The following is a 24,180-nucleotide window of genomic DNA, read 5'->3' on the forward strand; positions in this document are numbered from 1 at the left end:
GGGTCGAGCGCCCAGGCGAAGGCCAGCGGCACGCGTTCGCTGTCATCGGCCGGCAGCGGCGCGGCCACCAGTGACGCGGGCACCTGGTCAGCGGCAGCGGCGGCACGCAGCGCCTGCGCGGCATGTACCGGCGCGGCGGCCAGTGCGGCCAGTACGGCCAGTACGGCCGCGGCCAGCAGGGTGGAATGGATCTTCATGGTCATCTCCCTCACTGGGTCAGGTCGTTGCGCAGGATCGTGCCGAGGCCGAAGCACTCGCGGCGGCTCTGGTTGTGGCTCAAAGGCTCGGCGCCCTGGGTGCGCGCCTTGTCGGTGAACCACAACGTGCCCGCGGCCTTCTGGCTGCTGCACTCCAGGAAGCCGTCCGAACAGGACGACAGCCAGTTCTGGGTGAACTCCAGGCCGACGTTGGCCGCGTAGCCGCCGCAGTAGCTGTTGCTGTCCCACACCGCCGATTCGACATCGCTGCCGACCACCGCGCGGAAGGGCTTGGGCAATGCCGGGCGGCCAGCGGTGCCATACAGGTTCTGCGCATTGTAGGTGGCCATGTGGCCGACCTGCTGCATGCGCACCGCATCGTTCTTGTAGCCCAGCAGCCAGCCCAGCGAGGTTTCGAAGGTGTTGCCGTTGAGCACCGCATCGGCCAGCGGCGTGCCCGCCGAGGACGGCGCCAGCGCGGTGACCTTGCGCACCGTGCTGATGATCTTCGGGTAGCGGCTGTCGTAGGTGGGGTTGGACAGGATCCAGCGCACCACGTTGCCGCCGTTGGAATGGGTGATGACCACCAGCTGGGTGATGCCGCGGCTGTCGATGAAGCTGGTCAGCTGGTTGGCCAGGCAGCCGGCAGCTTCCGGCTTCCACATGTACTGGGTGAAATCGCAGTTGATGACCACGTAGTTGCTGCTGTTCGGCAGGCCCTGGCGCACGGTGTCGATGATCGCCGGCTGCCAGTAGTCCTGGGTGGCATCGGTCTGTGCGCCGGTGCCGTGCACGAAGGCCACGCCGTAGACATCGGCGGCCTGCGCCGGGGTGCAGGCCAGGCCCAGCAGCAGGGCCAGGGCGGTACTTCCTGTTGCGGTGCTGCGCATCGCATCTCTCCCTCGTCAGCGGATCCCCCCGGCCCGGCTGTGGGCTGATGCTGGCGGCGAATGCGCGTGAAAGTCCGTGCGCTGCGCCCGTATTCGGGAGATTGGCGACGTTGGATGATGTTGTTGCAGGATAATGACTGCCCAGAGCCACCATGCCGGGTCTGGCCGTATGACCCATAGAGGCTGCGGGCGGCAGGAGGGGCTGCGATCATGGCCGCTGTGTTTCCTGTCTCGAGCCTGCCCATGTCCCTGCCTGCCCTCCCCGCCCGCCCCCTGCTCGGCCTGGCCATCGCCCTGTCGCTGGCCGGTTGCGCGTCCACCGCCACCGCACCCACCGCCGTGGAATCCAACGTCACCACCAAGGCGGTGGGCTACCTGGACAAGGCCGCCGTGCCGGCCAGCATCGCCCTGGTGCCGGCGCCGCCGGCAGCCGGTTCGGCCGGCTTCGCGCTGGATGAGCAGGTCAGCCGCGAAGCCCGCGCCCTGCGTGGCACGCCGCGCTTCAGCCAGGCGACCAGCGATGCCGAACTCGGCTTTCCGGCCGGCGCCAACCAGTTCTCCTGCGCCGCCGACATCGACGTCGACGCGGTGAAGACCCCTGCCCTGTACCGCCTGCTGGAGCTCAGCCGCATCGATGCCAGCGCGGCCACCAAGGCCGCCAAGAACCAGTACCAGCGTCCGCGCCCCTTCATGGTCAACGGCGAGCCGACCTGCACGCCGGACGATGAAGCCGGGCTGCGCAGGAACGGTTCCTATCCCTCGGGCCACACCTCCATCGGCTGGGCCTGGGCGCTGATTCTCTCGGAGATCGCGCCGGACCGCGCCGACGCCATCCAGGCGCGCGGCCGCAACTACGGCGAGAGCCGCCTGGTGTGCAACGTGCACTGGCAGAGCGACATCCTCGAAGGGCGTTTCATGGGCGCCGCCGCCGTGGCGCGCCTGCATGACAACGCCGCGTTCAACAAGGATCTGCTGGCCGCGCGCAAGGAGATTGCGGGTGCGCGCAAGGCCGGCCTGCATTCCAGCCGCGACTGCGCGGCCGAGGAAGCGGTGCTGAAGGTGCGGCCGGAAAGCGCGCTGTAAGGCATTGCCGCTGCGCTCGCCGTTGCGCGGCGCTACCGACTGCGCCGCGGAACGGCGGCATCGGCGATGGCCTTTGTCAGCATCGCCTTGTTGCCGCCGCGTGGCCAGCCCACCACCCGCGCGACGACCCCGCCGTCGCGCAGGATGTAGAACGTGGGTGTTCCCCAGTAGCCGACCTCTGAAAAGCCGGACTGACGGGCCACAATGTGGATCGGCAGGTCAGGATGACGGTCGTTCCAATCCCTGAAGATGCGCGGATCGAGCGTTCCGTCCTGCGGCGACAGCCACAGGGCGCGTGGACCGGAAAGCACTCGCATCAGCTCGGGGTCTGTGCGGGCGGCTTCTGCGGCCGCCCGCGTGAAGCCGCAGGCAGGATGCGCGATGACGATGATGTCCAAGGATGCCTGGTCGGCCTGAGCCGAGCTGAAGCTCTCGCCATCGGGGCCAGGAGTCCAGTATTCGAGCGGCCTGATGACATCGGGAAATCGCGGGACGGGACGGCCATTGAACGCCGCCAGCCACGGCGATGCGGGCGTCAACGCAGTGGCATCACGGCTCAGCATGGCAATGGCTGCTCCGGCGCGTGCATCGGCAGGATGCAGCTCACCTCGCCTGCGCAGCTCGAGGCCCACGCGCAGTGCAATGGTCGAGTAGCGCGGCTGTTTGCTTGCCACAGCGGCCGCGTGGGTCGCCCTCAGCAGTACCCGCGGGTCAGATGCAGCCAGCGAGGACAGCGTACCGGTGTGAGGCAGGACACTGGTGTCGAATACACGATCAACCTGCGCCCCGCGCTCGCGCCAGTCATGATCCGGCCCCGAGAGTCTTTCCCACGTTCGCTGCACGATGGCGTGGCCCTCCTCCAGCGATTCGCCGGCGGCACAGGGAAAGGACAGGATCACCGCCAGCATGGTGGCGACCGGAAGAAACCCACGCATGACGGTGTGTGGGAGCCGCAGGGCCATGATCAGCAGTTGGACGTGCATATGTGCGCCGTCGATTCCTCGCAGGTCGCGTGCGAGATGCACTTTTTAGCCGGGATAGTCCGCCTCGTTGCAGTGTTCTCCCACACCACAACGCAGGCTGCGCGCAGAATCCAGGATCTGCAGAACCTGCTGGTCTTCCTCCGAATTGACCCTGACATCAGGCATGACGGCCACCAGATGCTGGAAGCCAAAGGGTTTGAGAACACGCTGGATGTCCGCAGCGCCCAGTTCGCGGACGAGATCGGAGTAATCAAATGATGCCAGCCCCCTCGCGTTGAACTGCAGCGCTCCGACAAAGCGTGCACGGGCTGAGGGACTGAGCTTGTAGAGTGGGAAGGCCTCAGTCCCCTCCATCGTTCTGGCGTACGCATCAAATGATCGGCAATCAGTGATCGGCGCCGTTCGTCTGTCCAGTTCCAAGCGCTGTTCCTCAAGGTTTGCCTGGGCTGTCAGCGCTGCGGGGGATGCCTCGGCACGCGCCTGCAGTGAGGCAAGCAGAAGGATCGCTGCGAGAACGGTTTCCCCTGTCCTGGAGATCATTGCGCTACCTCCTCATTCCGGGAGATTCCGGCGCTTCAGTACTACACCTTTCTTAGCGAACTGCTGCCAGTTCGCCGTATTTTTCGTTGAATTCCTATATCCGGGTTGCACGTGCCAGGAAACACAGGTTCGCTCACGTCACAGAGAGACGAAACTCGTAAAAAGAAACGGCGCGGTTGCCCGCGCCGTTTCTGGTGACAGCTACCGCATCAACCGCATCAGAACTTCGCGGTGAACTCGACGCCGAACGTGCGCGGCTCGTTGAGGAAGCCGGTCAGGTTGTTGAAGTCGATCGCGCCGACCACGCGGGTCTGGTTGGTCAGGTTGCGGCCGAACACGGCCACGTCGTACTGGCCGTAATCCCAGTTGTAGCCCACGCGCAGGCCACCTTCCAGCGAGCTGCGGCTGCGGAACTCCGGCGACTCGTACAGGAAGAAGTTCACCGGACCCTTGTAGGCCCAGTCGGTGTAGACGTAGACCTCGCTGGCATCGTTCACCGGGAAGCCGGCACGCAGGGTCAGGTTGTGGATCCACTTCGGCGCCTGCGGCAGCGGGTTGCCGTTGACCAGCGCGTAGGTGCCGCCATTGATGATGGTGGTCGGATCGGTGATGGTGCAGCCACCACCACAGATCGCCACGGCCAGATCCTTGTCCTTGATCTCGGTGTCGTTGTAGCTGCTGCCCAGGGTCATCAGCACGTGGTCGGTCAGGTACGCCTCGAAGTCCAGCTCGAAGCCCTGGCCGATGGTCTTGTCGGCGTTGAGCAGGGTGGCGGTGTTGTTGCTGCCACCGACGGCGATCAGCTGCTGGCCATCGACGTTGTAGCGGAACACGTTGAAGCCCAGGCGTGCGCGACGGTCGAACAGGTCGGCCTTGATGCCGGCTTCATACGAGATCACCTTCTCCGAATCGGCCTGGGTGACGCCGCCGAAGGCCAGGCGGCCCTGGATCGACGGTGCACGGAAGCCCTTGGCCACGCGGGCATAGGCGTTGATGTTGTCGGTGATCTGGTAGACGCCGCTCAGGTCCCAGCTGACGTCGTCGACATCGCTGTTGGCCAGGTACGGGCCGCTGACCGGCGTACCGCCCGGCACGGCCTGCAGCACGCTGGCGGTGAAGTCCTTCTTGTCCTGGGTGTAACGCACGCCGGCACGCAGCTTGAAGCGGTCGGTCACGTCCAGGTCGCCCGAGGCGAACGCGGCCCAGGCCTTGTTGCGCTGGCTCTGCACGGCGTGGCCGGTCTGCGGGTTGCCCGGGGTCAGCGAGTCGTAGTTGAAGCTGTCGATGGTCACGTCTTCATCGAAGTAGAAGACACCGGCCTGCCAGTCGAAGCGGCCCCACTCGTTGGATTCGACGCGGAACTCCTGCGTCCACTGGCGGTGGTGCGGCAGGCCGTCAGCCGATTCGGACGGGAACGGAATCAGGCCCGGGCCGGAATTGCCGGCGCCCAGGAAGGCCGCACCGTAGCCACCATCGACGTCGCCGTGGTTCAGCGATTCGGCGGTTTCATAGCCGGTGATCGAGTGCAGGGTGACGCGGCCCAGGTCCCACTTGATGCGTGCGCTGCCGCCCCAGGTTTCCAGGTTGGAGAAGTTCAGGCCATCGGTGGAGACCTTGTCGCGGTCGAAGTTCTCGACCAGCGCGTTGCTGCCCTTCTGGATGATGTTGGCGCGGAACAGACGGGCGGTGCCGTTGAGCTTGCGCTTGTGCAGGTTGAACAGCGCTTCGACGTCGTCACCTTCGTACAGGAACTGCACGCGGCCAGCGGCTTCGTCATAGCCTTCGAAGCCCGAGCTCGGCGCGTTGGCGACGGTGTTGTCGACGTAGTTCTCGCGGCGCTGGTACAGCGCCGACACGCGCGCCGACCAGCGGCTGGTCAGCGGGCCGCCGTAGGCGCCCTGCACGTTCCAGGTGTCATACGTGCCGTAGGACATCTTCACGTAGCCATCGGCGTCCTGCGACGGACGGGCCGAATCGAACTTCACCACGCCGGCCGGGGTATTGCGGCCGAACAGCGTGCCCTGCGGGCCACGCAGCACTTCCACGCCAGCCAGGTCGAACAGCGGGAAGCCCTTCAGCAGCGGGCTTTCCTGCACCACGTCGTCGTACACCAGCGACACCGGCTGCGAAGCGTTGAGATCGAAGTCGGTGTTGCCCAGGCCGCGGATGTAGAAGCGCGGGAAGGCACGGCCGTACGACGATTCGATGTTCAGGCTGGGCACGCGCGCGGACAGGAAGCGGATGTCGTCGCCGGCGGAGCCGAGCACATCCAGCTTCTCGCCCTGGATCGCGGTGATCGCGACCGGCACGTCCTTGGCGTTCTCGACGCGGCGCTGCGCGGTGACCTGGAGGGCATCGAGGGCAACCGGATCCTTGGCAGCAGGGGTTTCCTGGGCGGCTGCTACGAGCGGCAGCAGGGCGGAAAGAGCGGCAACGAGGGGACGCGCGACCGGAGTGCGGCCACGGAAAGTGCGGGTCGGAGACATGGCGGTAGGCTGTGTTTGGAGGGGTGGTGAAACGGCGCTACCAGATAATTGTTGCAATACAGCACCTACGCCGCAAATGCCGATCGTTCATGGCCCCTCACCGGCAGTGCCCCCGGCGGGCCGCTAGACTCTGTGTCTCCCCTTGCCACAGAGCTGCTGCGATGACCCAGTGGTACTTCCATGCCGCCGGCCAGGCCGAGCGGATCGGCCCGCTCGACGAGGACGCTGCACGCCAATTTGCGCAGGCCAACCCGCACGCGCTGGCCTGGCGCCAGGGCATGGAAGGGTGGACACCCGTGTCCGAAATCAGTGTCCTGCAGGGGTCTGCGGCACCTGCCGCTCCCGGCCGTGCACCGCCGGTCCTGCCCGCTGCCGCACCGGCCGCGACTGAAACCGTCAGCAGCAGCGGCGGCCACGGCGATCCGATCGATTTCCGCATCGTCGGCCATGAAATGCAGTTCGTGGAAATCGGCCTGGACCCGGGTGAAAGCGCGATCGCCGAAGCCGGCGCGCTGATGTTCAAGGAATCCACGGTGCAGATGGACACCGTGTTCGGCGACGGCTCGCAGGCCAGCAGCGGTTTCATGGGCAAGGTGATGGCCGCCGGCCGCCGCGTAGTGACCGGCGAAAGCCTGTTCGCCACCGTCTACACCCAGACCGGCACCGGCCGCGGCAAGGTCGCCTTCGCCGCGCCCTACCCCGGCACGGTGCTGCCGATGAAGCTGGACCAGCACGGCGGACGCCTGATCTGCCAGAAGGACAGCTTCCTGGCCGGCGCGCGCGGCGTGCGCATCGGCGTGCAGTTCCAGCGCAGGATCATGACCGGCCTGTTCGGCGGCGAAGGCTTTGTCATGCAGAAGCTGGAAGGCGACGGCTGGGTCTTCATCCATGCCGGCGGCTGCGTGATCGAGCGCGAACTGGCTGCCGGCGAGCGCCTGGACGTCGATACCGGCTGCGTGGTGGCCTACCACCCGACGGTGGAGATGGACGTGCGCCGGGTCAGCGGCATCAAGAGCATGCTGTTCGGTGGCGAGGGCGTGTTCCTGGCCACCCTGACCGGGCCGGGCAAGGTCTGGCTGCAGTCGCTGCCGTTCTCGCGCCTCGCTGGGCGCATGTGGATGGCCGCGCCGCAGGGTGGCGGTCAGAGCCGTGGCGAGGGCTCGATCCTGGGCGGCCTGGGCCGCACGCTGGGCGGCGACAACCGGTTCTGACCCTGCACGGTAGCGCCGGGCCATGCCCGGCGAGCACAGCGGCACCTGAACCATCCGCCGGGCATGGCTCGGCGCTACCCATGGATTTTGCATCCTTCGGTATGCTGGCGCCCTTTCCTGAATCCGGCGCCCCGAGCGCATTGCCGATGAGCCTGTTCCGCCCCCGCGTGCTGCTGTCCGTCGCCCTGCTCGGCCTGCTGGCCGGTTGCGGTGGCGAAGAGGTCCGCCCCACTCCGCCGCCGCAGCCGACCCTGGTACCGCAGGCCAAGCCGATCAAGATCGGCATCGCCCTCGGTGGTGGCGCGGCCAAGGGCTTTGCCCACATCGGCGTGATCAAGATGCTGGAAGCCAACGGGTTCGAGCCGGTGGTGGTGTCGGGCACCAGCGCCGGCAGCGTGGTCGGCGCGCTGTATGCCAGCGGCATGGACGCGTTCCAGATGCAGAGCAAGGCGGTGGCGCTCGATGAAGCCAGCATCCGTGACGTGCGCCTGTTCTCCGGCGGCCTGGTGCAGGGCCAGAAGCTGCAGGACTACGTCAACGAGCAGGTGGCCAACCGCCCGGCCGAGAAGCTGAAGAAACCGTTCGCCGCGGTCGCCACCCAGCTGGAAACCGGCGAGCGCGCGATCTTCGTGCGCGGCAACGTCGGCCAGGCCGTGCGCGCCTCCAGCAGCATCCCCGGTGTGTTCGAGCCGGTGAAGATCGGTGGCCGCAACTACATCGACGGCGGCGTGGTCAGCCCGGTGCCGGTCGATGCCGCGCGCCAGCTGGGCGCCGAGTTCGTCATCGCCGTGGACATCTCCAGCAAGGCCAGCGGCAAGGCGCCGACCGGCATGCTGGGCATCGTCAACCAGTCGATCTCGATCATGGGCCAGCGCCTGGGCGAGCAGGAACTGGCACGCGCCGACATCGTCATCCGGCCGAAGGTGCTGGACATCGGCGCTGCCGATTTCAGCCAGCGCGGCACCGCGATTCTCGAGGGCGAGAAGGCCGCGATGGCGGCGATGCCGCAGATCCGCGCGAAGATCCAGCAGATGCAGAAGGCACGTGCCGCTGTATTGGCACCGGCCGCACCGGTGGTGCCGAAGTGCGATGAGCCGTCGCGCCTGGGCAAGCTGATGGGCCGCAAGGAAAAGTGCTGATCACCCCGGCGCGCCGCTGCTGAGCGGCGCGTAATCGTGTCCTAGCGCGCAGGCCGGTAACCGCTGGCCTGCTGCCGCTCGCGCCGGCGGGCCTGCCGTGCCTGTTCCTGCAGCGCCGCGGTGTGCTGCAGCTGTTCCATGCCATCGGCCGGCACGTGCAGCTGGCGGCGCGCGCGGGTCAACGCCAGGTACACCGCGCGCACCGGGTTGTGCCAGATGCGCGCGCCCTGCCCCGGACTGAAGCACCCCGGCGACAGCGAGACCACGTCGAACTGCAGGTTTTTCGCATGTTCGGCCAGGCAAAGCACCACGCGCCCATCGGCGGGCGTGTCCTGGTCATCCAGTGCCTGCAGCAGTGACTGCACGCGCTCGGCCGAGGCGAACAATGCCTGCAGTGCGCCCTGCCCTTCGCCGGCCTGCGTGGACAGGAAACGCTCCTGCATCTGGTTCGACCCGCTGTCGCGACGGCGCCATGCATCCAGCGTCCCCTGCAACGCGCTGCGCAGCGCGCGCAGCGACGCCGGGTGCAGGTAGGGCCGCAACCCGTGCGCGTGCAGCTGTGCGGCATCCAGCGCCAGATCGGCGACGTTGCCGTGGATGCGCAGGCCTTTGCCTGGCACCTGCGACCAGTCGCGGTAATGCAGCACGCCGGTGGCGCGGTCGGCGGCACCGACGAACGGACCGCTGTCCTGGCCCAGGCCGTCCAGCGCCAGCGCTTGGTTGACCAGGCCATCGACCTGGTTGCCCTGGCGCACCGACTGGTGCATTTCCAGCACCTTCGATGCGGCCCAGCGCGGCACGGTGCCAGACAGGCACTGGTGCGGATCGCCGAGGCTGACCACGCCCGGGGCGTGGCCGGCCAGCAGTTGCTTCCATGACGGGCTCAGGTCGTGCGCCTCGTCCACCAGCAGCATGCCCATGTCCTGTGGCGGGGTGACGCCGCGCAGCGCCAGCCATTTGCCGATGTGCGCGGGGCTGAGGCTCAGCAGTGTGCCGCGCTGCAGCTCGGCATCGAACATGCTGCGCCAGACGTGCTCGGCCGCGGCCAGGTAGGGCGTCACGTCGAGCATCGCGGCCGGCACCGAACGGTCGAAATGCTGGAATGCCATGCGCGGTGCGGACGAGGCGCACCAGCGGTTGATGGCCTCGAAGGCGGTCAGCAGCACCTGCTCCGGGCTGCGCCCGCCGATGCCCTGCAGGCCGATGCGGCCGGCGATCTCGCGCGGGGTGCGGGTGCTGCGCCGGTAGCTGGCGATGAAACCGCCGGTCTGGCCACTGCGCGCGGCGTGCTGGGCCACGCGGTTGGCGAACTCGATCTGGGTCAGCAGGCGCACCGCCGTGCTGGCCGGCACGCGGGCGCGGAACGCTTCGACCTGGCCGCGCGACGGCGCGATGTAGGTGTAGCGGCCCGGGCGCGCGTCCATCAGCGCCAGCACCAGATGGCCTTTGCCGGTACCGGCGTAGCCATCGAGGTCGATCAGTTCATCCGGGTTGGCCGCGATCGCGCGCAGCACGCGGGCCTGCTCGGAGGTGTACAGGCCATGGTGCTCGACTGCACGCGCGTCGCTGGCAACAGCCTCGTCTTGGTTATCGTCCTCGTCGTCGCTGGCGAAGGCGGCCGGGAAGCGGATCTCATGTTCGGCCAGTGTTTCCTGGCAGGCCTGCTGCAGGGCCAGGCCGGGGTACCCGCTGGGCGACTGCACGATGAAGTCCTGCAGGATCTCTGCCGGAGCCAGCAGCACGCCATGGGCGGCCAGCGCGGCCAGCCAGGCATCGAGTTCCGGCTGGCCACCACCACCACCGCCGGCGCCGGCGAGCTGCGCGGCCGCGCCGTCATGGCTGGCAAACAGCGCGCAGGCCTCGTGCAGCAGACGCTCGATTTCCGCTGGTGTGTGCAGGCGCGCGCGGCACAGCTGCGCAGCCATCAACCCAGCCTGTTCCAGCACGGTCTGCGGCGGCGTGCCATGGGCGATGAAGCGCGCCAGCGACTTGCGCTGCAGCGGCAGGAAGGTGGTGGTAAGCACCGGGTGCTGGAGTTCGGACATGCCTGGAACCGGAAGGGAACGCTGCGGCGCGCGCAGGGCGGTGATGCTCGGCTACCCGCCCGGCGCCGTCAAATCGCGGCGGCCGTTCATTCCAGCTGCGACAGCGGCAGCGCCTGGAAGCCCTTCACCGTGCGCAGCACGAAGCTGGAATTAGCGTCGGCCACGCCGCCGGCGTTGAGCAGCTTGTCCAGCAGGAAGCGCGAGAAGTGTTCCAGGTCGCGCACGTAGACGTGCAGCAGGTAGTCCATGTCGCCGGTCAGGGCGTGGCAGGCCACCACCTCATCCCAGCCCTGCACGCTGTCCACGAAGTGGCCGATGGCGGCTTGGTCGTGCTTTTCCAGCTGCACGCGGACGAAGGCCTGCAGGCCCAGGCGCAGCTGGCGCGGCTCCAGGCGCGCGCCGTAACCGACGATCACCCCTTCGCTTTCCAACCGCTGCAGGCGCCGCAGGCAGGCCGACGGCGACAGGTTCACCCGCGTCGCCAACTCCGCGTTGGTGGCGCGACCATCACGCTGGATCTCGGCCAACAGGCGTATATCCGTGCGATCGAACTGGACTTCTCCGGCCATTGCTGCCCCGCAACACGGTGAGTACGCAAGGATATTGCGCCACAAGGCCTGTTACGCGCAACTTTTGCAACCCTGTTGCGCGCGCCCTGCCCTAGCATCACCGGTATCCCTTCAAGGAGTGCCCCATGGACCTCGCCCAGCCCCGCCGCGTCGAACACCAGCAGACCGACAAGGGCTACGTGCCGGTGTACACCACCGCGCTCGTCGAGCAGCCGTGGGAGACCTATACCGGCGACGACCACGCCACCTGGAGCACGCTGTACCAGCGCCAGCGCGAACTGCTGGTCGGCCGCGCCTGCCAGGAATTCCTCGACGCGCAGGACGAGATGGGCATGAACGCGCACATGATCCCGCGCTTCGACCAGCTCAACGAAGTGCTGGGCGCGGCCACCGGCTGGACCCTGGTGGGCGTGGAAGGCCTGCTGCCGGAACTGGATTTCTTCGACCACCTGGCCAACCGCCGCTTCCCGGTGACCTGGTGGATCCGCCGCCCGGACCAGATCGACTACATCGCCGAACCGGACCTGTTCCACGACCTGTTCGGCCATGTGCCGCTGCTGATGAACCCGGTGTTCGCCGACTTCATGGAGGCCTACGGCCGCGGCGGCGTCAAAGCCCATGCGATCGGCCCGGATGCACTGCAGAACCTGACCCGCCTGTACTGGTACACGGTGGAGTTCGGCCTGATCGACACCGCCGACGGCCTGCGCATCTATGGCGCCGGCATCGTCTCGTCCAAGGGCGAATCGCTGTACTCGCTGGAATCGACCGCGCCCAACCGCATTGGCTTCGACCTGCAGCGGATCATGCGCACGAAGTACCGCATCGACACCTTCCAGAAGACCTACTTCGTCATCGACAGCTTCGAACAGCTGATGCAGGCGACGTCGCCGGACTTCACCCCGATCTATGCTGCGCTGGCCGACCAGGCGCACCTGCCCGCCGGTGACGTGCAGGCCAACGATCGCGTATTCCAGGCGGGTACGGGTGAGGGTTGGGCGGACGGCGGCGACGTGTGATACGCGCTGCCGCGCGGGTATCCTGCACGGCATGACTGATGCATTTGCGTCGCTGCGCGTAACCGACGTCGCCTTCAACGACGACTTCATCCTGCTGACCCTGGCCGATGGCCGCCGCACCCGCCAGCCACTGCGCTGGGCGCCCGCGCTGTTCGAAGCCACGGCTGAACAGCGTGCGCACTGGGTTGCAACCGCCAATGGTCTCGGCGTGAACTGGTCCGCCCTGCTGCCGCCGCGTGAGGCAGGCGTGGTCGATATCCCCAGCCAGGTGTGGGATGACCGCTACGAGGCCGCGCTGGCGCGTCTGAAGGCGGCCGCGTGGACGCTGGATGCGCTGTCCGACGAAGACCAGCAGCTGGTGGCGCTGTGGCGCATGGAAGCGGACATCAACAATGGCGGCTTCATGCAGTTCCTGTGCAATTGGGGCGACCCGACCTGCCAGCTGGCGCTGCGTGCGCTGCAGGCGATGGGCGCGGTGCAGACCCACGCGATCCTGGCCGGCATGCGCGGGCTGCTGGACCGGCTGGAGGACGACCCGGCGATCAAGCAGCTGCACGACCTGTACGGCGCGATGACCGAACAGGAGCAGGCCGCCCTGCACGCCTTCGACGAAGCCTATTTCGCGCGGCCGGAAGACCTGGCGCGGCTGGGTCTGAAGCATTTCGGCCCGGAGCCGTTGTAGAGCCAAGTCGAGCGTAGGCTCGACTCTACCAAGCGGCGCTGTTCTGTAGAGCCGAGCCCATACTCGGCTGCGTTTCGATCACCGCGGGTACGCCAGCAGCACCACCAGGTCCTCCTCACCCACCTGCTGCAGCGCGTGCGTGCTGCCCGTGCGGGTCAGCAGCGCGTGGCCCGCGCGCACGTCGTGCTGCTTTCCATCCAGCACGTAACTGCCCTGCCCGCTCACGATGTAGTAGATCTCATCCTTGTGTTGCGGGTGCAGGCCGATGCCGGCGCCCTTGCGCAGCACGCGCTTGCGCAGCACGAACGGAAGGTCCGTCGCGTCGGCAAAAAACGGGTACGCGGTGGTCGGACCGGCGCCGCCATGCGGGCCGGACTGCATGCGTGCAACCGTGTCTTCATGCAGCACCTGCGAGGGTCGCTGCGCATCGGCACCCTGCCCTGCGCCCATCACATCGCAGTCGATGTCACGCACCAGTGCCGGTTTCAGCGCGGGCAGCAGCGGCACCGCCTCGCGCAGCACCAGGCAGGCCACCGCATTGGCACCGGCCACGCTGAAATGAGTGCCGTCGGCCTTGTTCTGCTCGGGCACGAACAGGAAGTACGGCCGCGCACCCTGCTCGCCCAGCGCACGGATCCAGCGCGTGCTGCGGTCGTTGAGCTCGATCAGCGCGACGTGCTCGCGCGCCGCCAGCTGCCGCATCGCCAGCGTGAAGCGCGCGTGCGTATCCAGCAGTGAGCCGAAGTCGTACAGCAGCCGCGCCACTGGCGTGACCAGCACCGGCGTGGCGCCCGTGTCGCGCGCCACCTGCACATAGCGCATCAGCAGGCGCGGGTAGTCGCTGTCCGGATCGGTGTAACGCGTGCGGTCTTCGAACTTCGCATCGTTGTGGCCGAACTGGATCAGCAGCACGTCGCCGCGGCGCAGCTCGCTGGCGATCGCCTCCAGGCGCCCTTCGTCGATGAAGCTGCGCGTGCTGCGCCCGCCCTTGGCGTGGTTGTGTACTTCGAAGCGTGCCGGGTCCAGGTAGCTCTGCAGCGCCTGGCCCCAGCCCGCCTGTGGCGCACGCTCCGGCCCGTACTCGGCGGCGGTGGAATCGCCCGCGATGAACAGACGCACCGGCGCCGCCTGCGCGGTGGTGCACGTGAGCAGCAACAGCAGCAACAGCCTTCGCATCGCGGCACTCCTGTAGAGCCGAGCGATGCTCGGCTGATTTTCGATCAGAGCGCGACAGCCGAGCATGGGCTCGGCGCTACAGATACGTGCCTCAGCGCGCCAGCCAGCCACCATCGACTGGCAGAACGGCACCATTGATGTAATCCGACGCCGACGACGCCAGGAACACCGCCGCGCCGGCCAGGTCCTCCGGGTTGCCCCAGCGGCCTGCCGGAATGCGCTCGAGAATCGCCTTGTTGCGGTCCGCGTCGGCACGCAGGGCGGCCGTGTTGTCGGTGGCCATGTAGCCCGGCGCGATGGCGTTGATGTTCACGCCCTTGCCTGCCCACTCGTTGGCCAGCAGGCGGGTGATGCCGGCGATGCCGCTCTTGCTGGCGGTGTACGACGGCACGCGGACGCCGCCCTGGAACGACAGCATCGACGCGATGTTGATGATCTTGCCGTGGCCCTGTTCGATGAAGTGGCGGCCGGCCGCCTGCGAGATGAAGAACGCAGACTTGATGTTGACGTTCATCACGTCGTCCCAGTCCTGCTCGCTGAAGTCCACCGCATCGGCGCGGCGGATCAGGCCGGCGTTGTTGACCAGGATATCCAGCCCGCCCAGGCCTTCGATGGTCTCGCGCACCACGCGCGCCACCGGCTCGATGCTGATCAGGTTGGCTTCGATGGCCAGGCAGCGGCGGCCCAGCGCGGTGATCTTTTCGATGGTTTCGGTGGGCGGGGCGATGCCTGCCACGGCGACGTCGGCGCCAGCGGCAGCCAGTGCCACGGCGATGCCCTGGCCCAGGCCGGTATTACCACCGGTTACCAGAGCGACCTTGCCTTCCAGGCTGAAGGGATTAGCCATTGCGTATGCGTTCCTTGGTAGAGGTGAGCGGGGGAAGCGGCGGCGGCCGCCGGCACGCGGTGCGCGGCGGCCGCGCAGGGCTTACTTGAGCTGGCAGATGTCCAGCACGTGCATGTCGGTGTAATCCAGGTTCTCGCCGCCCATCGCCCAGATGAAGGCGTAGTTGCTGGTGCCGGCACCCATGTGGATCGACCACGGCGGCGACACCACCGCTTCGTTGTTCTGCATGACGATGTGGCGCTGCGCGTCCGGTTCGCCCATGAAGTGGTAGACGCGGTCGTTGGCGCCAAGGTCGAAGTAGAAATAGACCTCGCTGCGGCGGTCGTGCAGGTGCGGCGGCATGGTGTTCCAGACGCTGCCCGGCTTGAGCACGGTCAGGCCCAGCAGCAGCTGCGAGGACTGGCAGGTGGCCGGCACGATGTACTGGTAGATGGTGCGCTCGTTGCTGGTTTCCAGCGCGCCGCGGTCCAGCGCCACGGCATCCTTGATCGACAGCTGCTTGGTTTCGAAGCGCGCGTGGGCCGGGGTCGAGGCCAGGTAGAACTGCGCCGGGTTGGCGGCGTCCTGCGAAGCGAACACGACGTCCTTGCTGCCCATCGCCACGTACAGGCCGTCCTTCGGCCCCAGCGTGTAGACGGTGCCGTCGACGGTGACCGTACCAGTGCCGCTGCCGACGTTGATCACGCCCAGCTCGCGGCGCTCCAGGAACGGATGACCGGCCGCCGAGGCCGGTTCGGTCTGCGCCGGCAGCGCCAGCGGGGCATCGACCGGAGCGGCGCCGCCGAGCACGAAGCGCTCGTAGTGGGTGTACTTCAGGGTCACCTGGCCGGCATTGAACAGGCCGTCGAGCAGGTACAGCTCGCGCAGCTGGTCGTTGCTGGCGCCCTTGATGGCGTCGGGATGGGTGGCGTAGTGGGTCTTGCAGTACATGGCTTCTCCAGAGCAGGGGGCGGGCCGAAGGGTTCGGCCCCGGCGCGGTTCGTGGTCGATTCTAGCGACGCTGGTAACCGGTGTCATTTTGCGCCGCACGATAGCGGTGGCTGGGCGGGCGGGGTGGATGGGGTAAGCAGGTGAAGTGTCACGACCAACGGTCGTGACCTGCCGGATTGAGGCCTGAAGGTGTCGCGACCTACAGGACTGATGCCGCAGGCTTCAGTCCTCTGGCGGCTGGCAGGAGTCGCGGACGATCAGGTGCGGGCGCACGCTGGCGATCTGCAGCGCGGCTTGGCTGTCGGGCTGGATCAGCATCGCCGCGGCGGTGCGGCCGGTATCGCGGGTATGGCGGCGCACCGAGGTCAGCGACGGCCACAGGCGCGAGGCCAGCGGGCTGTCGTCGTAGCCGACGATGGACAGCTGGCGCGGGATGTTGATGCCCGCACGCAGCGCCACCTTGTAGATGCCGGCGGCCATTTCATCGTTGCCGGTGAAGATGGCGGTCGGCCGGCGCTTGCCCAGCAGCAGCTTCTCGGCGGCGGCCACGCCCGATTCGAAGGTGTAGCCGGCCTCGATGATGCGGTCCTTCGGCAGCTCGATGCCGCGCTGGGCCAGCGCGTCGATGAAGCCAGCGGTGCGCTCGTGCGCCGAACGGTAGGCGCTGGGGCCGGTCACCAGGGCGATCTCGCGGTGGCCCAGCGAAAGCAGGTAATCGGCCGCTTCAGCCGCACCGTCGCGGTCGTGGGTGACCACCATCTGCGAGGTTTCATCCAGCGGCAGCGCGGCCACGCGGGTGAAGCGGCAGCCGATCTCGTCCAGCATGTCGGCCAGCGCCTGGTCTTCGGAGGCACGCGGCACCAGGATCACCCCGTGCAGCTTCTGCTGCTGCACGAAGCGGCGCACGCCGTCGATGTAGCCCGGGCTGCGGCTGTCGCAGGGGTGCACCACCAGTTCGAAGCTGGAACCGCGCAGCGCGTCCAGCGCGCCGTACTGCATGTCCACGATGTACTGGGCGGTCGGGTTGTCGTAGACCATGCCGATCAGGAAGGAGCGGCGGAAGGCCAGGCCACGGGCCAGCGGATCAGGCGTGTAGCCGACCTCGCGCATCAGCGCCTCGACCTTGTCGCGCGTGTCCTTGCGCACCAGGGGCGAGTTGTTGATGATCCGTGAAACCGTTTTCTTCGATACTCCCGACAGTCGCGCGATGTCGTTGATCGTGGCGGCCTTGCCCTTCGCCAATGCCGGCGTGGCGGCATCGTTCTTGTTGCGCACTGACATGTAGTGAACCCGGTAAGTCTGGGGATTCCAGCGCGCGCTCAGTCCAGCGCGCGATAGCGGAAGCTGCGGAAGGTTACCGCACCGTCGCCGGCCGCATACAGCGCCGGTTTCAGTGCCAGGAACTTGCCAGCCACATTGTGATGGTAACCGGACACTTCCATCTGAACCGGGTACTTCTCCCAGCGCTGGCCATCGGTGCTGGAGTGGATCGTCACGATGTGGCGGTTGTTGGTCACCCGCAGCCACAGCTTGCCGCCCTTTGCGCTGGCCGCCAAGCGGGTAGGGCGCTCCTCGCCGTAGCGGTGCATGATGAACTTCTCGCCGTTGCTGCCCACGCCCACGTACAGGCGGTCGCTGTAGAACAGCAGGGCGCCGCCCACCGCGCCCGGGGCAATGTCCATCTCCACCTCGAACTGGTAGGCCTTGTCGCCGGCGATGGCGGTCAGCGGCGAGCTGTCGCGCGGGGTCTCGCCCTTGCCCTGCAGCACCAGCCCCTGGCCACTGAAGCCCAGCCGCCGGTACTCGTCCTGGGCCGGGTTGAAGAACGACCACTGCGGGCCGAGCGCCTTGCCGCGGAAGTCGTCGGACAGGGCCATGCCATGCGCGCCCACCGATTCACCGGACGGCTTGCGCAGCGGCTGGCCGAGGTCGCCGCCCTTGGCCACGAACCAGCCATCGGCGGTCCATTCGATCGGCTCCAGCAGGGCCTGCCGGCCAAGCGTCCAGTACCCGTTCTCGTAGCCGTGGTACATCATCCACCAGCGCCCGTCGGTGCCTTCGATCACCGTGGCATGGCCGCGTGACCACCACGGCTCGGCGGCCGACTGGGTGCGCATGATCGGGTTGTTGGGCGCGTTCACCCACGGCCCATGGATCGAGCGCGAGCGCGCGGTGATCACCATGTGCCCGGTCGGCGGGCCGGCGGTGCCGCCCACGGCGGTGGTCATGTAGTACCAGCCATCGCGGACGTGGATCTTCGGGCCTTCCTGCGCATAGGCCTCCACGTCCCAGCTCTGCGGGTACTTCCAGCCGTCGTAGACGTGCTTCGGCGTACCGACCACGCTCAGGCCGTCGTCGGCCAGCTGCACGTAGTCGCCGCCGCTGAGGAACAGGTAGCGCTTGCCGTCCTCGCCCACGGCGTGGCCGGGGTCGATGTAGCCGCCCAGGCCGATGTCGATCGGCTCGCTCCACGGCCCCTTGATGCTGTCGGCCCAGACCACGAAGTTGCTGCGGCTGTCGCCGGTGCGGGCCGGGAAATAGATGTAGTAGCGACCCTCGTGCTTGACGATGTCCGGCGCCCAGATCGCGCCCACGTTCTTCGTGATCGCATGGCCCAGCGGCTGCCAGTTCACCAGGTCGCGCGAATGCCAGATCGGCAGGCCGGGGTAGGCGTCGAACGAGGACAGGGTGAGGTAGTAGTCCTGGCCGTCCTTCAGCACCGAGGGATCGGGGCGGTCACCGGCAAATACCGGGTTGAGGAAGGTGCCGTCGCCCAGGTCGGCCTGGCGCTGGTTCTCGATGCCACGCTTCCACGACGTGGCGGGTGCCTGCGCCTGCGCTTGCGCGAGGGCGGGCACGGCCAGCAGCAGGGTGGCGGCAAGCAGGGACTTCAGAGCGGTGCGCGACAGCATCGGGTTCCTCCGTGGTGCGGGTGCAGTTTCAAAGTCAGGGGGCAGGGCGGCCAATGCGCGCACGCCAGGCGGGCGCGTCGCGGTCGAGCAGGGCCTGCGGCCAGGTGCCATACCAGTGGTAGCCGGTGCGCCGCTCGCGGCCGACCTGTTCGTAGTTCTGCAGGCGTTCCCCCTGGCGGTTGGCCAGCACCACGCTGTTGTCGGCCAGATCGTGGAAGCGGCCCCACAGCAGCGGTGCGGCCGGGTCGGCCAACAGGCGGCGATCGACGGTGCTGCGGTGGTGGGCGAACTGTTCGGCCGGTGCGTCGACGGTCTGCAGGCGCAGGCCGTGCAGCGCGTTGGCCTGGAACCACGCCAGCGCGCCCTCGATGGCCTGCACCGTCTGCGGCGACGGATCGGGGATGGACATCAGGTAACGCACCACGCCCACGCTTTCGTCGGTCACCAGCGCGGCCAGTTCGAATCTGCGGCCGGGTGCCGGCTGCAGCGTGGTGACATCGTACTGGCCGGCCCAGAGCGTCGGCTGGCCGTGCTGGCGTACCTGCAGGCGCAGCAGGCAGGCATCGCCGCGCTGCACCGCCGTAGCCACCCGCGTGCGGCGCGCGGCATCGACGAAGGCAAAGCGTGGTGCGTCCTGCACTTGGCGCAGGGTGGTCAGCACGCCGCTGGTGACGTCGTCGGCGAAGGTGATGCGGTCGTGGTAATCGGTGCGCGCCGGCACCGAATGTGGCCAGCCGCCACAACTGCGGATCTGCTGGTCGAGGATGAAATCGAGTCCGTGCAGTGCGGCATCGCGATAGCGGCGGTCGTTGCTGCGGGCGAAGGCTTCGGCGAGGTAATCGACCTGGGTATAGGTGGTGCGGTTGTCGAAGCTGCCGCCGGGCTCATCCTGGGCCGCGCGGGTGGCCTCGCGCGCGGCGGCGTCCAGCACCCGCAGCGGGTCCTGGTTGACCGGCCAGCCGCCGGAGCGGCGTTGCAGCAACACCAGGTTGTCGGCGATCTCCCGGTACTGCTGCGGTTCCAGCCGTGCGTAACCGTCCGCATGGCCGCTGCGCCAGTGGTTCACCCCGTCGTTGAAGCGGCCCACCGGAATTGCAGGCGTTGCCGCTGGCGGCGCGGCATGGGCCGCGGTGGCGGCCATGCCCACACCCAGCAGCAACGGCAGCGCGCGACGCCGGATCATGCGCGCAGCGCGGCCGGCAGCCACAGCGACAGCTGCGGGAAGAAGGTGACGATCAGCAGCACCGCCAGCGCGGCGAACCAGAACGGCCAGATGGTGCGCATGCTCTGGCCGACGGTGATCTTGCCGATCGACGTACCGATGAACAGCACCGAGCCCACCGGCGGCGTCACCAGGCCGAGGCCACCGGTCAACACCAGCACCAGGCCGAAGTGGATCGGATCGATGCCATAGGCCTTGGCCACCGGCAGGAAGATCGGCGTGCAGATCAGGATCATCGGCGCCAGGTCCATGAAGGTGCCCAGCAGCAGCAGCATCACCACGATCATCAGCAGCACCATGAACTGGCTGTGCGCGAACGACTGCAGGAAGTCCACCGCGGCGGTCGGCACCTGCAGGTAGGCCAGCAGCCAGCCGAACACCGCGGCGGTGGCGATGACGAACAGGATGACGCCGGTGCTGCGCGCGGCATGGATGACCGTGTCGAAGAATTCGCGCCAGCGCAGCTGCCGGTACAGCACGGTGGTCACCAGCAGGGCGTAGACCACGGCGATGGCCGCGCTCTCCACCGCGGTGAAGATGCCGGCACGGATACCGACAAAGATCAGCGCCACCAGGCCCAGGCCGGGCAGGGCGGAGATCACGCGCAGCAGCACCGCGCGCCAGCCCGGGAAGATTTCCACGCCATAGCCGCGGCGGCGTGCCACGGCGTAGCCGGTCAGCATCAGGGCGACGGTCATCAGCAGTGCAGGCACGATGCCCGCAGCGAACAGATCAGCGATGGACAGGCCACCACCTGCAGCGGCCGAGAACAGGATCAGGTTGTGCGAGGGCGGCACGAGCAGCGCCACCAGTGCGGCGGTGATGCTGACGTTGACCGCGAAGTCACGGTCATAGCCGCGCTTGACCATCTGCGGAATCATCGTGCCGCCGACCGCCGAGACATCGGCGATGGCCGAACCGGATACACCGCCGAAAAACAGCGAGGACAGGATCGACACCTGGCCCAGGCCACCGCGCATGCGGCCGACCAGCGAGGACGCCAGTGCGATCAGGCGCTCGGAGATGCCGCCGCGCATCATGATTTCGCCGGCGAAGATGAACAGTGGAATGGCGATCAGCGAGGCCGAGCCGGTGCCGGCCGAGATCTGCTGCACCAGCACGATGCTGGGGATGTCCAGGTAGAGCAGGGTGGCCAGCGCGGCCGCGGCCAGTGCGTAGGCCACCGGCACGCCGAGCAGCAGCAGCACGGCGAATACGGCGAACAGGATGGTGATGCCCATGGGTCAACGATCTCCTTCAGCGTCGTCGCTGCCAGCGTCGCTGGCCTGCAGCGCTTTCCACGCACGGTTGAGTGCGAACAGCACCATCAGCGCACCACCCACCGCCAGCGGCAGGTAGTTGATGCTCTGCGGCAGGTTGGCACCGGCAGTCTTGATGTCCATCCCGTCCAGCAGCAGGTCGGCCGACCAGAAGGCGATGAAACCGCCCAGCACTGCCACCACCAGCTGGATCAGCACGTCCACCGCGCGGCGCAGGCCGGGGCCCATGTAGGCGTGCAGCAGGAAGAAGCCGAAGTGGCGGTTGGTGTGCACGCCACAGGCCGCGCCCAGGCTCATCGCCGTGGCCAGCAGCAGCAGGGTGACCGGCTCTGTCCAGCTGGGCGAATCGTTGATGACGTAGCGGGCGAACACCTGCCAGCCCTGCACCACCACCAGCCCGAGGAGGGCGGCGACGGCACAGTAGATGGCGATGTCGGCGATGCGGTCCAGCAGGCGCTGTCCCGGCCCGGCGGCGGGCGACAAGGTCTCGGTCATGGCAGGTTCCTCAGGCAGCGCGGATGCGGTCGACCAGCGCGGCGATGTCCGGCTGTTGCAGGTACTCCTGCAGCAGCGGCTGGGCCGCGGCGCGGAAGGCGGGCATGTCCACTTCGTTGGCTTTCACCCCGAAATCGAGCACCGCGCGGCGCGCAATGCTTTCCGATGCATCCCACTGTTCGCGCATCACGCCCACCGAAGCACGCGCGGTATGCAGCAGCAGCTGGCGGTCATCCGGGCTCAGCCGCTCGAAGCTGGCGCGCGACATCAGCAGCACGTCCGGCGCATAGGAGTGATCGCTCTGCGACCAGTAGTGCGCGGCCTCGAAGTGACGGCTGGAGTGGAAGCTGCGCATGTTGTTCTCGGCACCGTCGATCATGTGCGTTTCCATGCCCGAGAACGTGTCGCCCAGCGACATCGGCGTGGGGTTGGCACCGAGCAGGCGCATCAGCTGGATGAAGATGTCCGAGGAGGCCACGCGCAGCTTCAGGCCATGCAGGTCCTTCGGCGAAACGATCGGATGCTTGGTGTTGTAGAAGCAGCGCGCGCCGGAATCGTAGATCGCCAGGCCGACCAGGTCGCGGCGCTCGAAACCGCGCAGCACGGCCTCGGCCACGCCGTCGTCCAGTGCGGCACGCTGGTGCGCCACCGACTTGAACACGTAGGGCAGGCACAGCGCCTGGGTCAGCGGGAAGGCGTTGTTCAGCGCACCGGCGTAGACGCGGGTGATGTCGATGGCACCGAAGCGGGCCATGTCGATCGCTTCCGACTCGCGGCCGAGCTGGCCCGAGTGATACTGGCGCAGCCGCAGGCGGCCATTGGTCTCGCGTTCCAGCGTTTCGCCGATCCACTTCACCGCGGTGACGGTGGGGTAGTCGGCCACGTGCACGTCGGTGGCGGTCAGCAGGGCGCCGCCGTCAACGCCAGCGGCCGGCCCGCGGCCACAGGCCGCGAGCATCGGCGTGGCCAGGGCTGCAGCGCCACCGGCCAGGAAATTACGTCGTGTGATCATCTGCGCCCTCCCGCGCGTGTTCACCAGGGCAGGCCGGCGGTCATCCCGCTGGAACGGCCCGGCAGGCAATGTCGCCGAAGCCGGCGAAACGCACCAGCGCGGTCTGCCCGGCGGTGATGTCATGGATGCCGGTCGCGTTGCCGGTGGCGATCAGGTCGCCCTTGCGCAGCGGCCGGCCACGCAGCGCCGAACGGGACAGTGCGAACGCATAGGCGGCGCGCAGGCCACCCGGCAGGCGCGTCGCACCACCAGTGCCGACCACTTCGCCTTCGATCAGCGTCTCGGCGCGCAGCGAGGTTTCGTCGCGTGCGGTCCAGTCGACGATCTCCGGCCCCAGCACCAGGCCGTTGTTGTTGCCGAAATCGGACACCACCACGCGCGGGCCGAGTTCGTTGATGGTGGCCAGCGGGCTGCTGGCCACTTCCACGCCGATGTACAGGCGCGCGGGCAGGGCCTCGGCCTGTTCCGGCGACCAGTGCAGTTGTCCGGCCGGAGCGTCCTCCAACAGCTCCAGCACGTACTCCGCTTCGACCGCGGCAAAGCCGCCGACGAACACCGGAATGTCTGTTGTTCCACCGGTAGCATTTTTCAGCTGACGAGAGAAAACCGGGCCCAGCAGGCGGTCATCCGCGGACACATCACGGCGCTCGGCGGCGATGTAACCCACTTTCCAGCCGACCACGCGGTCATCCCAGGCGGCGATGGCCAGGTCCTGCACCTGGTAGGCACCCACCAGAGTGTCCGGGATGGTGCCCGGGAATGTGGCCAATGACTGCCCGGCGCGGCGGGCGGCGGTGAAGGCCTGGGCGATCGCGGCCGCATCGTCCGGCGGCGGCGTCTGCCCATGTGTGCCGTGTTCGTTGCTCAAGAACGGTCTCCCTGTGTTTGTTGCACTGCCCATCGACAGCGTCTGCAGGAGGTGTATATGGTAAACCGGTGTCATCGTGCAAGCCGCAGCGCATCACGTGCTGCCACTGGATGCACCAGGCACCCTGTCCCCGTCCTGCCGGAGCCGTTGCCTGCCATGCGTCTGCGTCCTGTCGTGCTGTTGTTGTGCGGGCTGTTTCTGGCCCTGCCGTTGACCTCCACCGCCGCGCCGCCGCGCGACAACGAACGCCCCGGCCAGGAGCTGGCCGGCGAGCGGATCGCCCTGTGGCCGGACGGCCAGGTTCCCGGCGAGCAGGGCCCGGCGCGACCGGCGCGGGTGGTCGAGCGCAGCAGCGACCCGGCGCACCCCGACCGCTACGTCGACCAGGTCGATGCGCCCTACCTGCTGGTGCATGCACCGGCACGGCCGAACGGACGCGCGCTGCTGGTCATCCCCGGTGGCGGCTACCAGCGCGTGGTGATCGACAAGGAAGACAGTGCGCTCGTGCCGGAATGGGTGGACCGCGCCGGCTACACCCTGTTCGTGCTGCGCTACCGCCTGCCGCAGCCCGGCCGCGACCGCCAGGCCGCGCTG

21 protein-coding genes and 2 pseudogenes are annotated in these 24,180 nt (G+C 67.8%); 6 read left to right on the forward strand and 17 right to left on the reverse strand.

The genetic code is table 11. The annotated features are described in order from the left end of the window. Positions 1-197, reverse strand: a pseudogene (locus DCO49_RS12910) (DUF4785 domain-containing protein); the annotation flags it as partial. 11 nt (positions 198-208) lie between these two features. Next, the gene (locus DCO49_RS12915; protein ID WP_116864375.1) at positions 209-1,087 is read right to left on the reverse strand and encodes a hypothetical protein; all 879 of its coding nucleotides are present in this window, start codon (positions 1,085-1,087) and stop codon (positions 209-211) included. A gap of 243 nt (positions 1,088-1,330) precedes the next feature. On the opposite strand from DCO49_RS12915, the gene DCO49_RS12920 reads away from it, so the two are divergent. Continuing rightward, positions 1,331-2,170 (forward strand): phosphatase PAP2 family protein, encoded by an 840-nt coding sequence (locus tag DCO49_RS12920; protein WP_116864391.1) that lies wholly within the window; start codon positions 1,331-1,333, stop codon positions 2,168-2,170. A 32-nt stretch (positions 2,171-2,202) separates the two neighbouring features. On the opposite strand, the gene DCO49_RS12925 is transcribed toward DCO49_RS12920, so the two are convergent. The 3 genes from DCO49_RS12925 to DCO49_RS12935 all read right to left on the reverse strand — a co-directional run bounded on the left by DCO49_RS12925 (position 2,203) and on the right by DCO49_RS12935 (position 6,179). Further along, positions 2,203-3,153, reverse strand: coding sequence for a hypothetical protein (locus tag DCO49_RS12925; RefSeq protein ID WP_116864376.1), 951 nt, complete (start codon positions 3,151-3,153; stop codon positions 2,203-2,205). 45 nt (positions 3,154-3,198) lie between these two features. Continuing rightward, positions 3,199-3,693, reverse strand: coding sequence for a hypothetical protein (locus DCO49_RS20185; RefSeq protein WP_133249431.1), 495 nt, complete (start codon positions 3,691-3,693; stop codon positions 3,199-3,201). Positions 3,694-3,911: 218 nt separating this feature from the next. Further along, positions 3,912-6,179, reverse strand: coding sequence for a TonB-dependent receptor (locus DCO49_RS12935; protein ID WP_116864378.1), 2,268 nt, complete (start codon positions 6,177-6,179; stop codon positions 3,912-3,914). Positions 6,180-6,340: 161 nt separating this feature from the next. Between DCO49_RS12935 and DCO49_RS12940 the strand changes: the two genes are divergently transcribed. After that, a complete protein-coding gene (locus tag DCO49_RS12940; protein WP_116864379.1) occupies positions 6,341-7,390 on the forward strand; it encodes a TIGR00266 family protein in 1,050 nt (349 codons plus the stop codon). A gap of 146 nt (positions 7,391-7,536) precedes the next feature. Continuing rightward, a complete protein-coding gene (locus tag DCO49_RS12945; protein WP_116864380.1) occupies positions 7,537-8,529 on the forward strand; it encodes a patatin-like phospholipase family protein in 993 nt (330 codons plus the stop codon). A 41-nt stretch (positions 8,530-8,570) separates the two neighbouring features. Here DCO49_RS12945 and DCO49_RS12950 read toward each other — a convergent pair whose 3' ends face one another. Together DCO49_RS12950 and DCO49_RS12955 are read right to left on the reverse strand one after the other, a co-directional pair. Further along, entirely contained in the window at positions 8,571-10,574 is a 2,004-nt protein-coding gene (locus DCO49_RS12950; protein WP_116864381.1) for a hypothetical protein, read from the reverse strand. Positions 10,575-10,660: 86 nt separating this feature from the next. Next, the gene (locus tag DCO49_RS12955; protein WP_116864382.1) at positions 10,661-11,143 is read right to left on the reverse strand and encodes an Lrp/AsnC family transcriptional regulator; all 483 of its coding nucleotides are present in this window, start codon (positions 11,141-11,143) and stop codon (positions 10,661-10,663) included. 125 nt (positions 11,144-11,268) lie between these two features. Between DCO49_RS12955 and phhA the strand changes: the two genes are divergently transcribed. Together phhA and DCO49_RS12965 are read left to right on the forward strand one after the other, a co-directional pair. After that, positions 11,269-12,162 (forward strand): phenylalanine 4-monooxygenase, encoded by an 894-nt coding sequence (gene phhA, locus DCO49_RS12960; protein ID WP_116864383.1) that lies wholly within the window; start codon positions 11,269-11,271, stop codon positions 12,160-12,162. 31 nt (positions 12,163-12,193) lie between these two features. Next, the gene (locus DCO49_RS12965) at positions 12,194-12,844 is read left to right on the forward strand and encodes a DUF4375 domain-containing protein (RefSeq protein WP_116864384.1); all 651 of its coding nucleotides are present in this window, start codon (positions 12,194-12,196) and stop codon (positions 12,842-12,844) included. A 78-nt stretch (positions 12,845-12,922) separates the two neighbouring features. Here the strand turns inward: DCO49_RS12965 and DCO49_RS12970 are convergent, their stop codons facing one another. The 10 genes from DCO49_RS12970 to DCO49_RS13015 all read right to left on the reverse strand — a co-directional run bounded on the left by DCO49_RS12970 (position 12,923) and on the right by DCO49_RS13015 (position 23,586). Further along, on the reverse strand, positions 12,923-14,020 hold the full coding sequence (locus tag DCO49_RS12970; RefSeq protein ID WP_116864385.1) for a GDSL-type esterase/lipase family protein: 1,098 nt from the start codon (positions 14,018-14,020) through the stop codon (positions 12,923-12,925). 91 nt (positions 14,021-14,111) lie between these two features. Next, positions 14,112-14,867 carry a 2-dehydro-3-deoxy-D-gluconate 5-dehydrogenase KduD gene (gene kduD / locus DCO49_RS12975; RefSeq protein ID WP_108745609.1) on the reverse strand — a complete coding sequence of 252 codons (756 nt, stop codon included), beginning with the start codon at positions 14,865-14,867 and terminating at the stop codon, positions 14,112-14,114. Between the two features lie 81 nt (positions 14,868-14,948). Then, a complete protein-coding gene (gene kduI, locus DCO49_RS12980) occupies positions 14,949-15,797 on the reverse strand; it encodes a 5-dehydro-4-deoxy-D-glucuronate isomerase (RefSeq protein ID WP_108767197.1) in 849 nt (282 codons plus the stop codon). Positions 15,798-16,019: 222 nt separating this feature from the next. Next, positions 16,020-17,078: a LacI family DNA-binding transcriptional regulator gene (locus DCO49_RS12985; RefSeq protein WP_108767196.1), complete on the reverse strand. Its 1,059-nt coding sequence runs from the start codon at positions 17,076-17,078 to the stop codon at positions 16,020-16,022. Between the two features lie 38 nt (positions 17,079-17,116). Then, the gene (locus DCO49_RS12990) at positions 17,117-18,709 is read right to left on the reverse strand and encodes a family 43 glycosylhydrolase (RefSeq protein ID WP_116864386.1); all 1,593 of its coding nucleotides are present in this window, start codon (positions 18,707-18,709) and stop codon (positions 17,117-17,119) included. Between the two features lie 34 nt (positions 18,710-18,743). After that, on the reverse strand, positions 18,744-19,892 hold the full coding sequence (gene pelA / locus DCO49_RS12995) for a pectate lyase (protein WP_243402736.1): 1,149 nt from the start codon (positions 19,890-19,892) through the stop codon (positions 18,744-18,746). Continuing rightward, positions 19,889-21,172: a TRAP transporter large permease gene (locus tag DCO49_RS13000; RefSeq protein WP_108767194.1), complete on the reverse strand. Its 1,284-nt coding sequence runs from the start codon at positions 21,170-21,172 to the stop codon at positions 19,889-19,891. The genes pelA and DCO49_RS13000 overlap by 4 nt, the downstream gene beginning before the upstream one ends. Positions 21,173-21,175: 3 nt before the next feature. Further along, positions 21,176-21,706 carry a TRAP transporter small permease gene (locus DCO49_RS13005; protein WP_116864388.1) on the reverse strand — a complete coding sequence of 177 codons (531 nt, stop codon included), beginning with the start codon at positions 21,704-21,706 and terminating at the stop codon, positions 21,176-21,178. Positions 21,707-21,716: 10 nt separating this feature from the next. Next, complete coding sequence (locus DCO49_RS13010) at positions 21,717-22,718, reverse strand: TRAP transporter substrate-binding protein (RefSeq protein WP_116864389.1); 1,002 nt, start codon at positions 22,716-22,718, stop codon at positions 21,717-21,719. Positions 22,719-22,758: 40 nt separating this feature from the next. Continuing rightward, positions 22,759-23,586, reverse strand: coding sequence for a 2-keto-4-pentenoate hydratase (locus DCO49_RS13015; RefSeq protein ID WP_116864390.1), 828 nt, complete (start codon positions 23,584-23,586; stop codon positions 22,759-22,761). Positions 23,587-23,742: 156 nt separating this feature from the next. Here DCO49_RS13015 and DCO49_RS13020 point away from each other — a divergent pair. Beyond that, positions 23,743-24,180, forward strand: a pseudogene (locus DCO49_RS13020) (alpha/beta hydrolase); the annotation flags it as partial.

Origin of the sequence: Stenotrophomonas sp. SPM (assembly GCF_003105135.1) — a bacterium.
GTDB lineage: Bacteria > Pseudomonadota > Gammaproteobacteria > Xanthomonadales > Xanthomonadaceae > Stenotrophomonas.

What these genes read in the sequence shown, in the direction of transcription:
- DCO49_RS12915 (WP_116864375.1), bottom strand. Translation starts at nt 1,087, where the DNA reads ATGCGCAGCACCGCAACAGGAAGTACCGCCCTGGCCCTGCTGCTGGGC.
- DCO49_RS12920 (WP_116864391.1), top strand. Translation starts at nt 1,331, where the DNA reads ATGTCCCTGCCTGCCCTCCCCGCCCGCCCCCTGCTCGGCCTGGCCATC.
- DCO49_RS12925 (WP_116864376.1), bottom strand. Translation starts at nt 3,153, where the DNA reads ATGCACGTCCAACTGCTGATCATGGCCCTGCGGCTCCCACACACCGTC.
- DCO49_RS20185 (WP_133249431.1), bottom strand. Translation starts at nt 3,693, where the DNA reads ATGATCTCCAGGACAGGGGAAACCGTTCTCGCAGCGATCCTTCTGCTT.
- DCO49_RS12935 (WP_116864378.1), bottom strand. Translation starts at nt 6,179, where the DNA reads ATGTCTCCGACCCGCACTTTCCGTGGCCGCACTCCGGTCGCGCGTCCC.
- DCO49_RS12940 (WP_116864379.1), top strand. Translation starts at nt 6,341, where the DNA reads ATGACCCAGTGGTACTTCCATGCCGCCGGCCAGGCCGAGCGGATCGGC.
- DCO49_RS12945 (WP_116864380.1), top strand. Translation starts at nt 7,537, where the DNA reads ATGAGCCTGTTCCGCCCCCGCGTGCTGCTGTCCGTCGCCCTGCTCGGC.
- DCO49_RS12950 (WP_116864381.1), bottom strand. Translation starts at nt 10,574, where the DNA reads ATGTCCGAACTCCAGCACCCGGTGCTTACCACCACCTTCCTGCCGCTG.
- DCO49_RS12955 (WP_116864382.1), bottom strand. Translation starts at nt 11,143, where the DNA reads ATGGCCGGAGAAGTCCAGTTCGATCGCACGGATATACGCCTGTTGGCC.
- phhA (WP_116864383.1), top strand. Translation starts at nt 11,269, where the DNA reads ATGGACCTCGCCCAGCCCCGCCGCGTCGAACACCAGCAGACCGACAAG.
- DCO49_RS12965 (WP_116864384.1), top strand. Translation starts at nt 12,194, where the DNA reads ATGACTGATGCATTTGCGTCGCTGCGCGTAACCGACGTCGCCTTCAAC.
- DCO49_RS12970 (WP_116864385.1), bottom strand. Translation starts at nt 14,020, where the DNA reads ATGCGAAGGCTGTTGCTGCTGTTGCTGCTCACGTGCACCACCGCGCAG.
- kduD (WP_108745609.1), bottom strand. Translation starts at nt 14,867, where the DNA reads ATGGCTAATCCCTTCAGCCTGGAAGGCAAGGTCGCTCTGGTAACCGGT.
- kduI (WP_108767197.1), bottom strand. Translation starts at nt 15,797, where the DNA reads ATGTACTGCAAGACCCACTACGCCACCCATCCCGACGCCATCAAGGGC.
- DCO49_RS12985 (WP_108767196.1), bottom strand. Translation starts at nt 17,078, where the DNA reads ATGTCAGTGCGCAACAAGAACGATGCCGCCACGCCGGCATTGGCGAAG.
- DCO49_RS12990 (WP_116864386.1), bottom strand. Translation starts at nt 18,709, where the DNA reads ATGCTGTCGCGCACCGCTCTGAAGTCCCTGCTTGCCGCCACCCTGCTG.
- pelA (WP_243402736.1), bottom strand. Translation starts at nt 19,892, where the DNA reads ATGATCCGGCGTCGCGCGCTGCCGTTGCTGCTGGGTGTGGGCATGGCC.
- DCO49_RS13000 (WP_108767194.1), bottom strand. Translation starts at nt 21,172, where the DNA reads ATGGGCATCACCATCCTGTTCGCCGTATTCGCCGTGCTGCTGCTGCTC.
- DCO49_RS13005 (WP_116864388.1), bottom strand. Translation starts at nt 21,706, where the DNA reads ATGACCGAGACCTTGTCGCCCGCCGCCGGGCCGGGACAGCGCCTGCTG.
- DCO49_RS13010 (WP_116864389.1), bottom strand. Translation starts at nt 22,718, where the DNA reads ATGATCACACGACGTAATTTCCTGGCCGGTGGCGCTGCAGCCCTGGCC.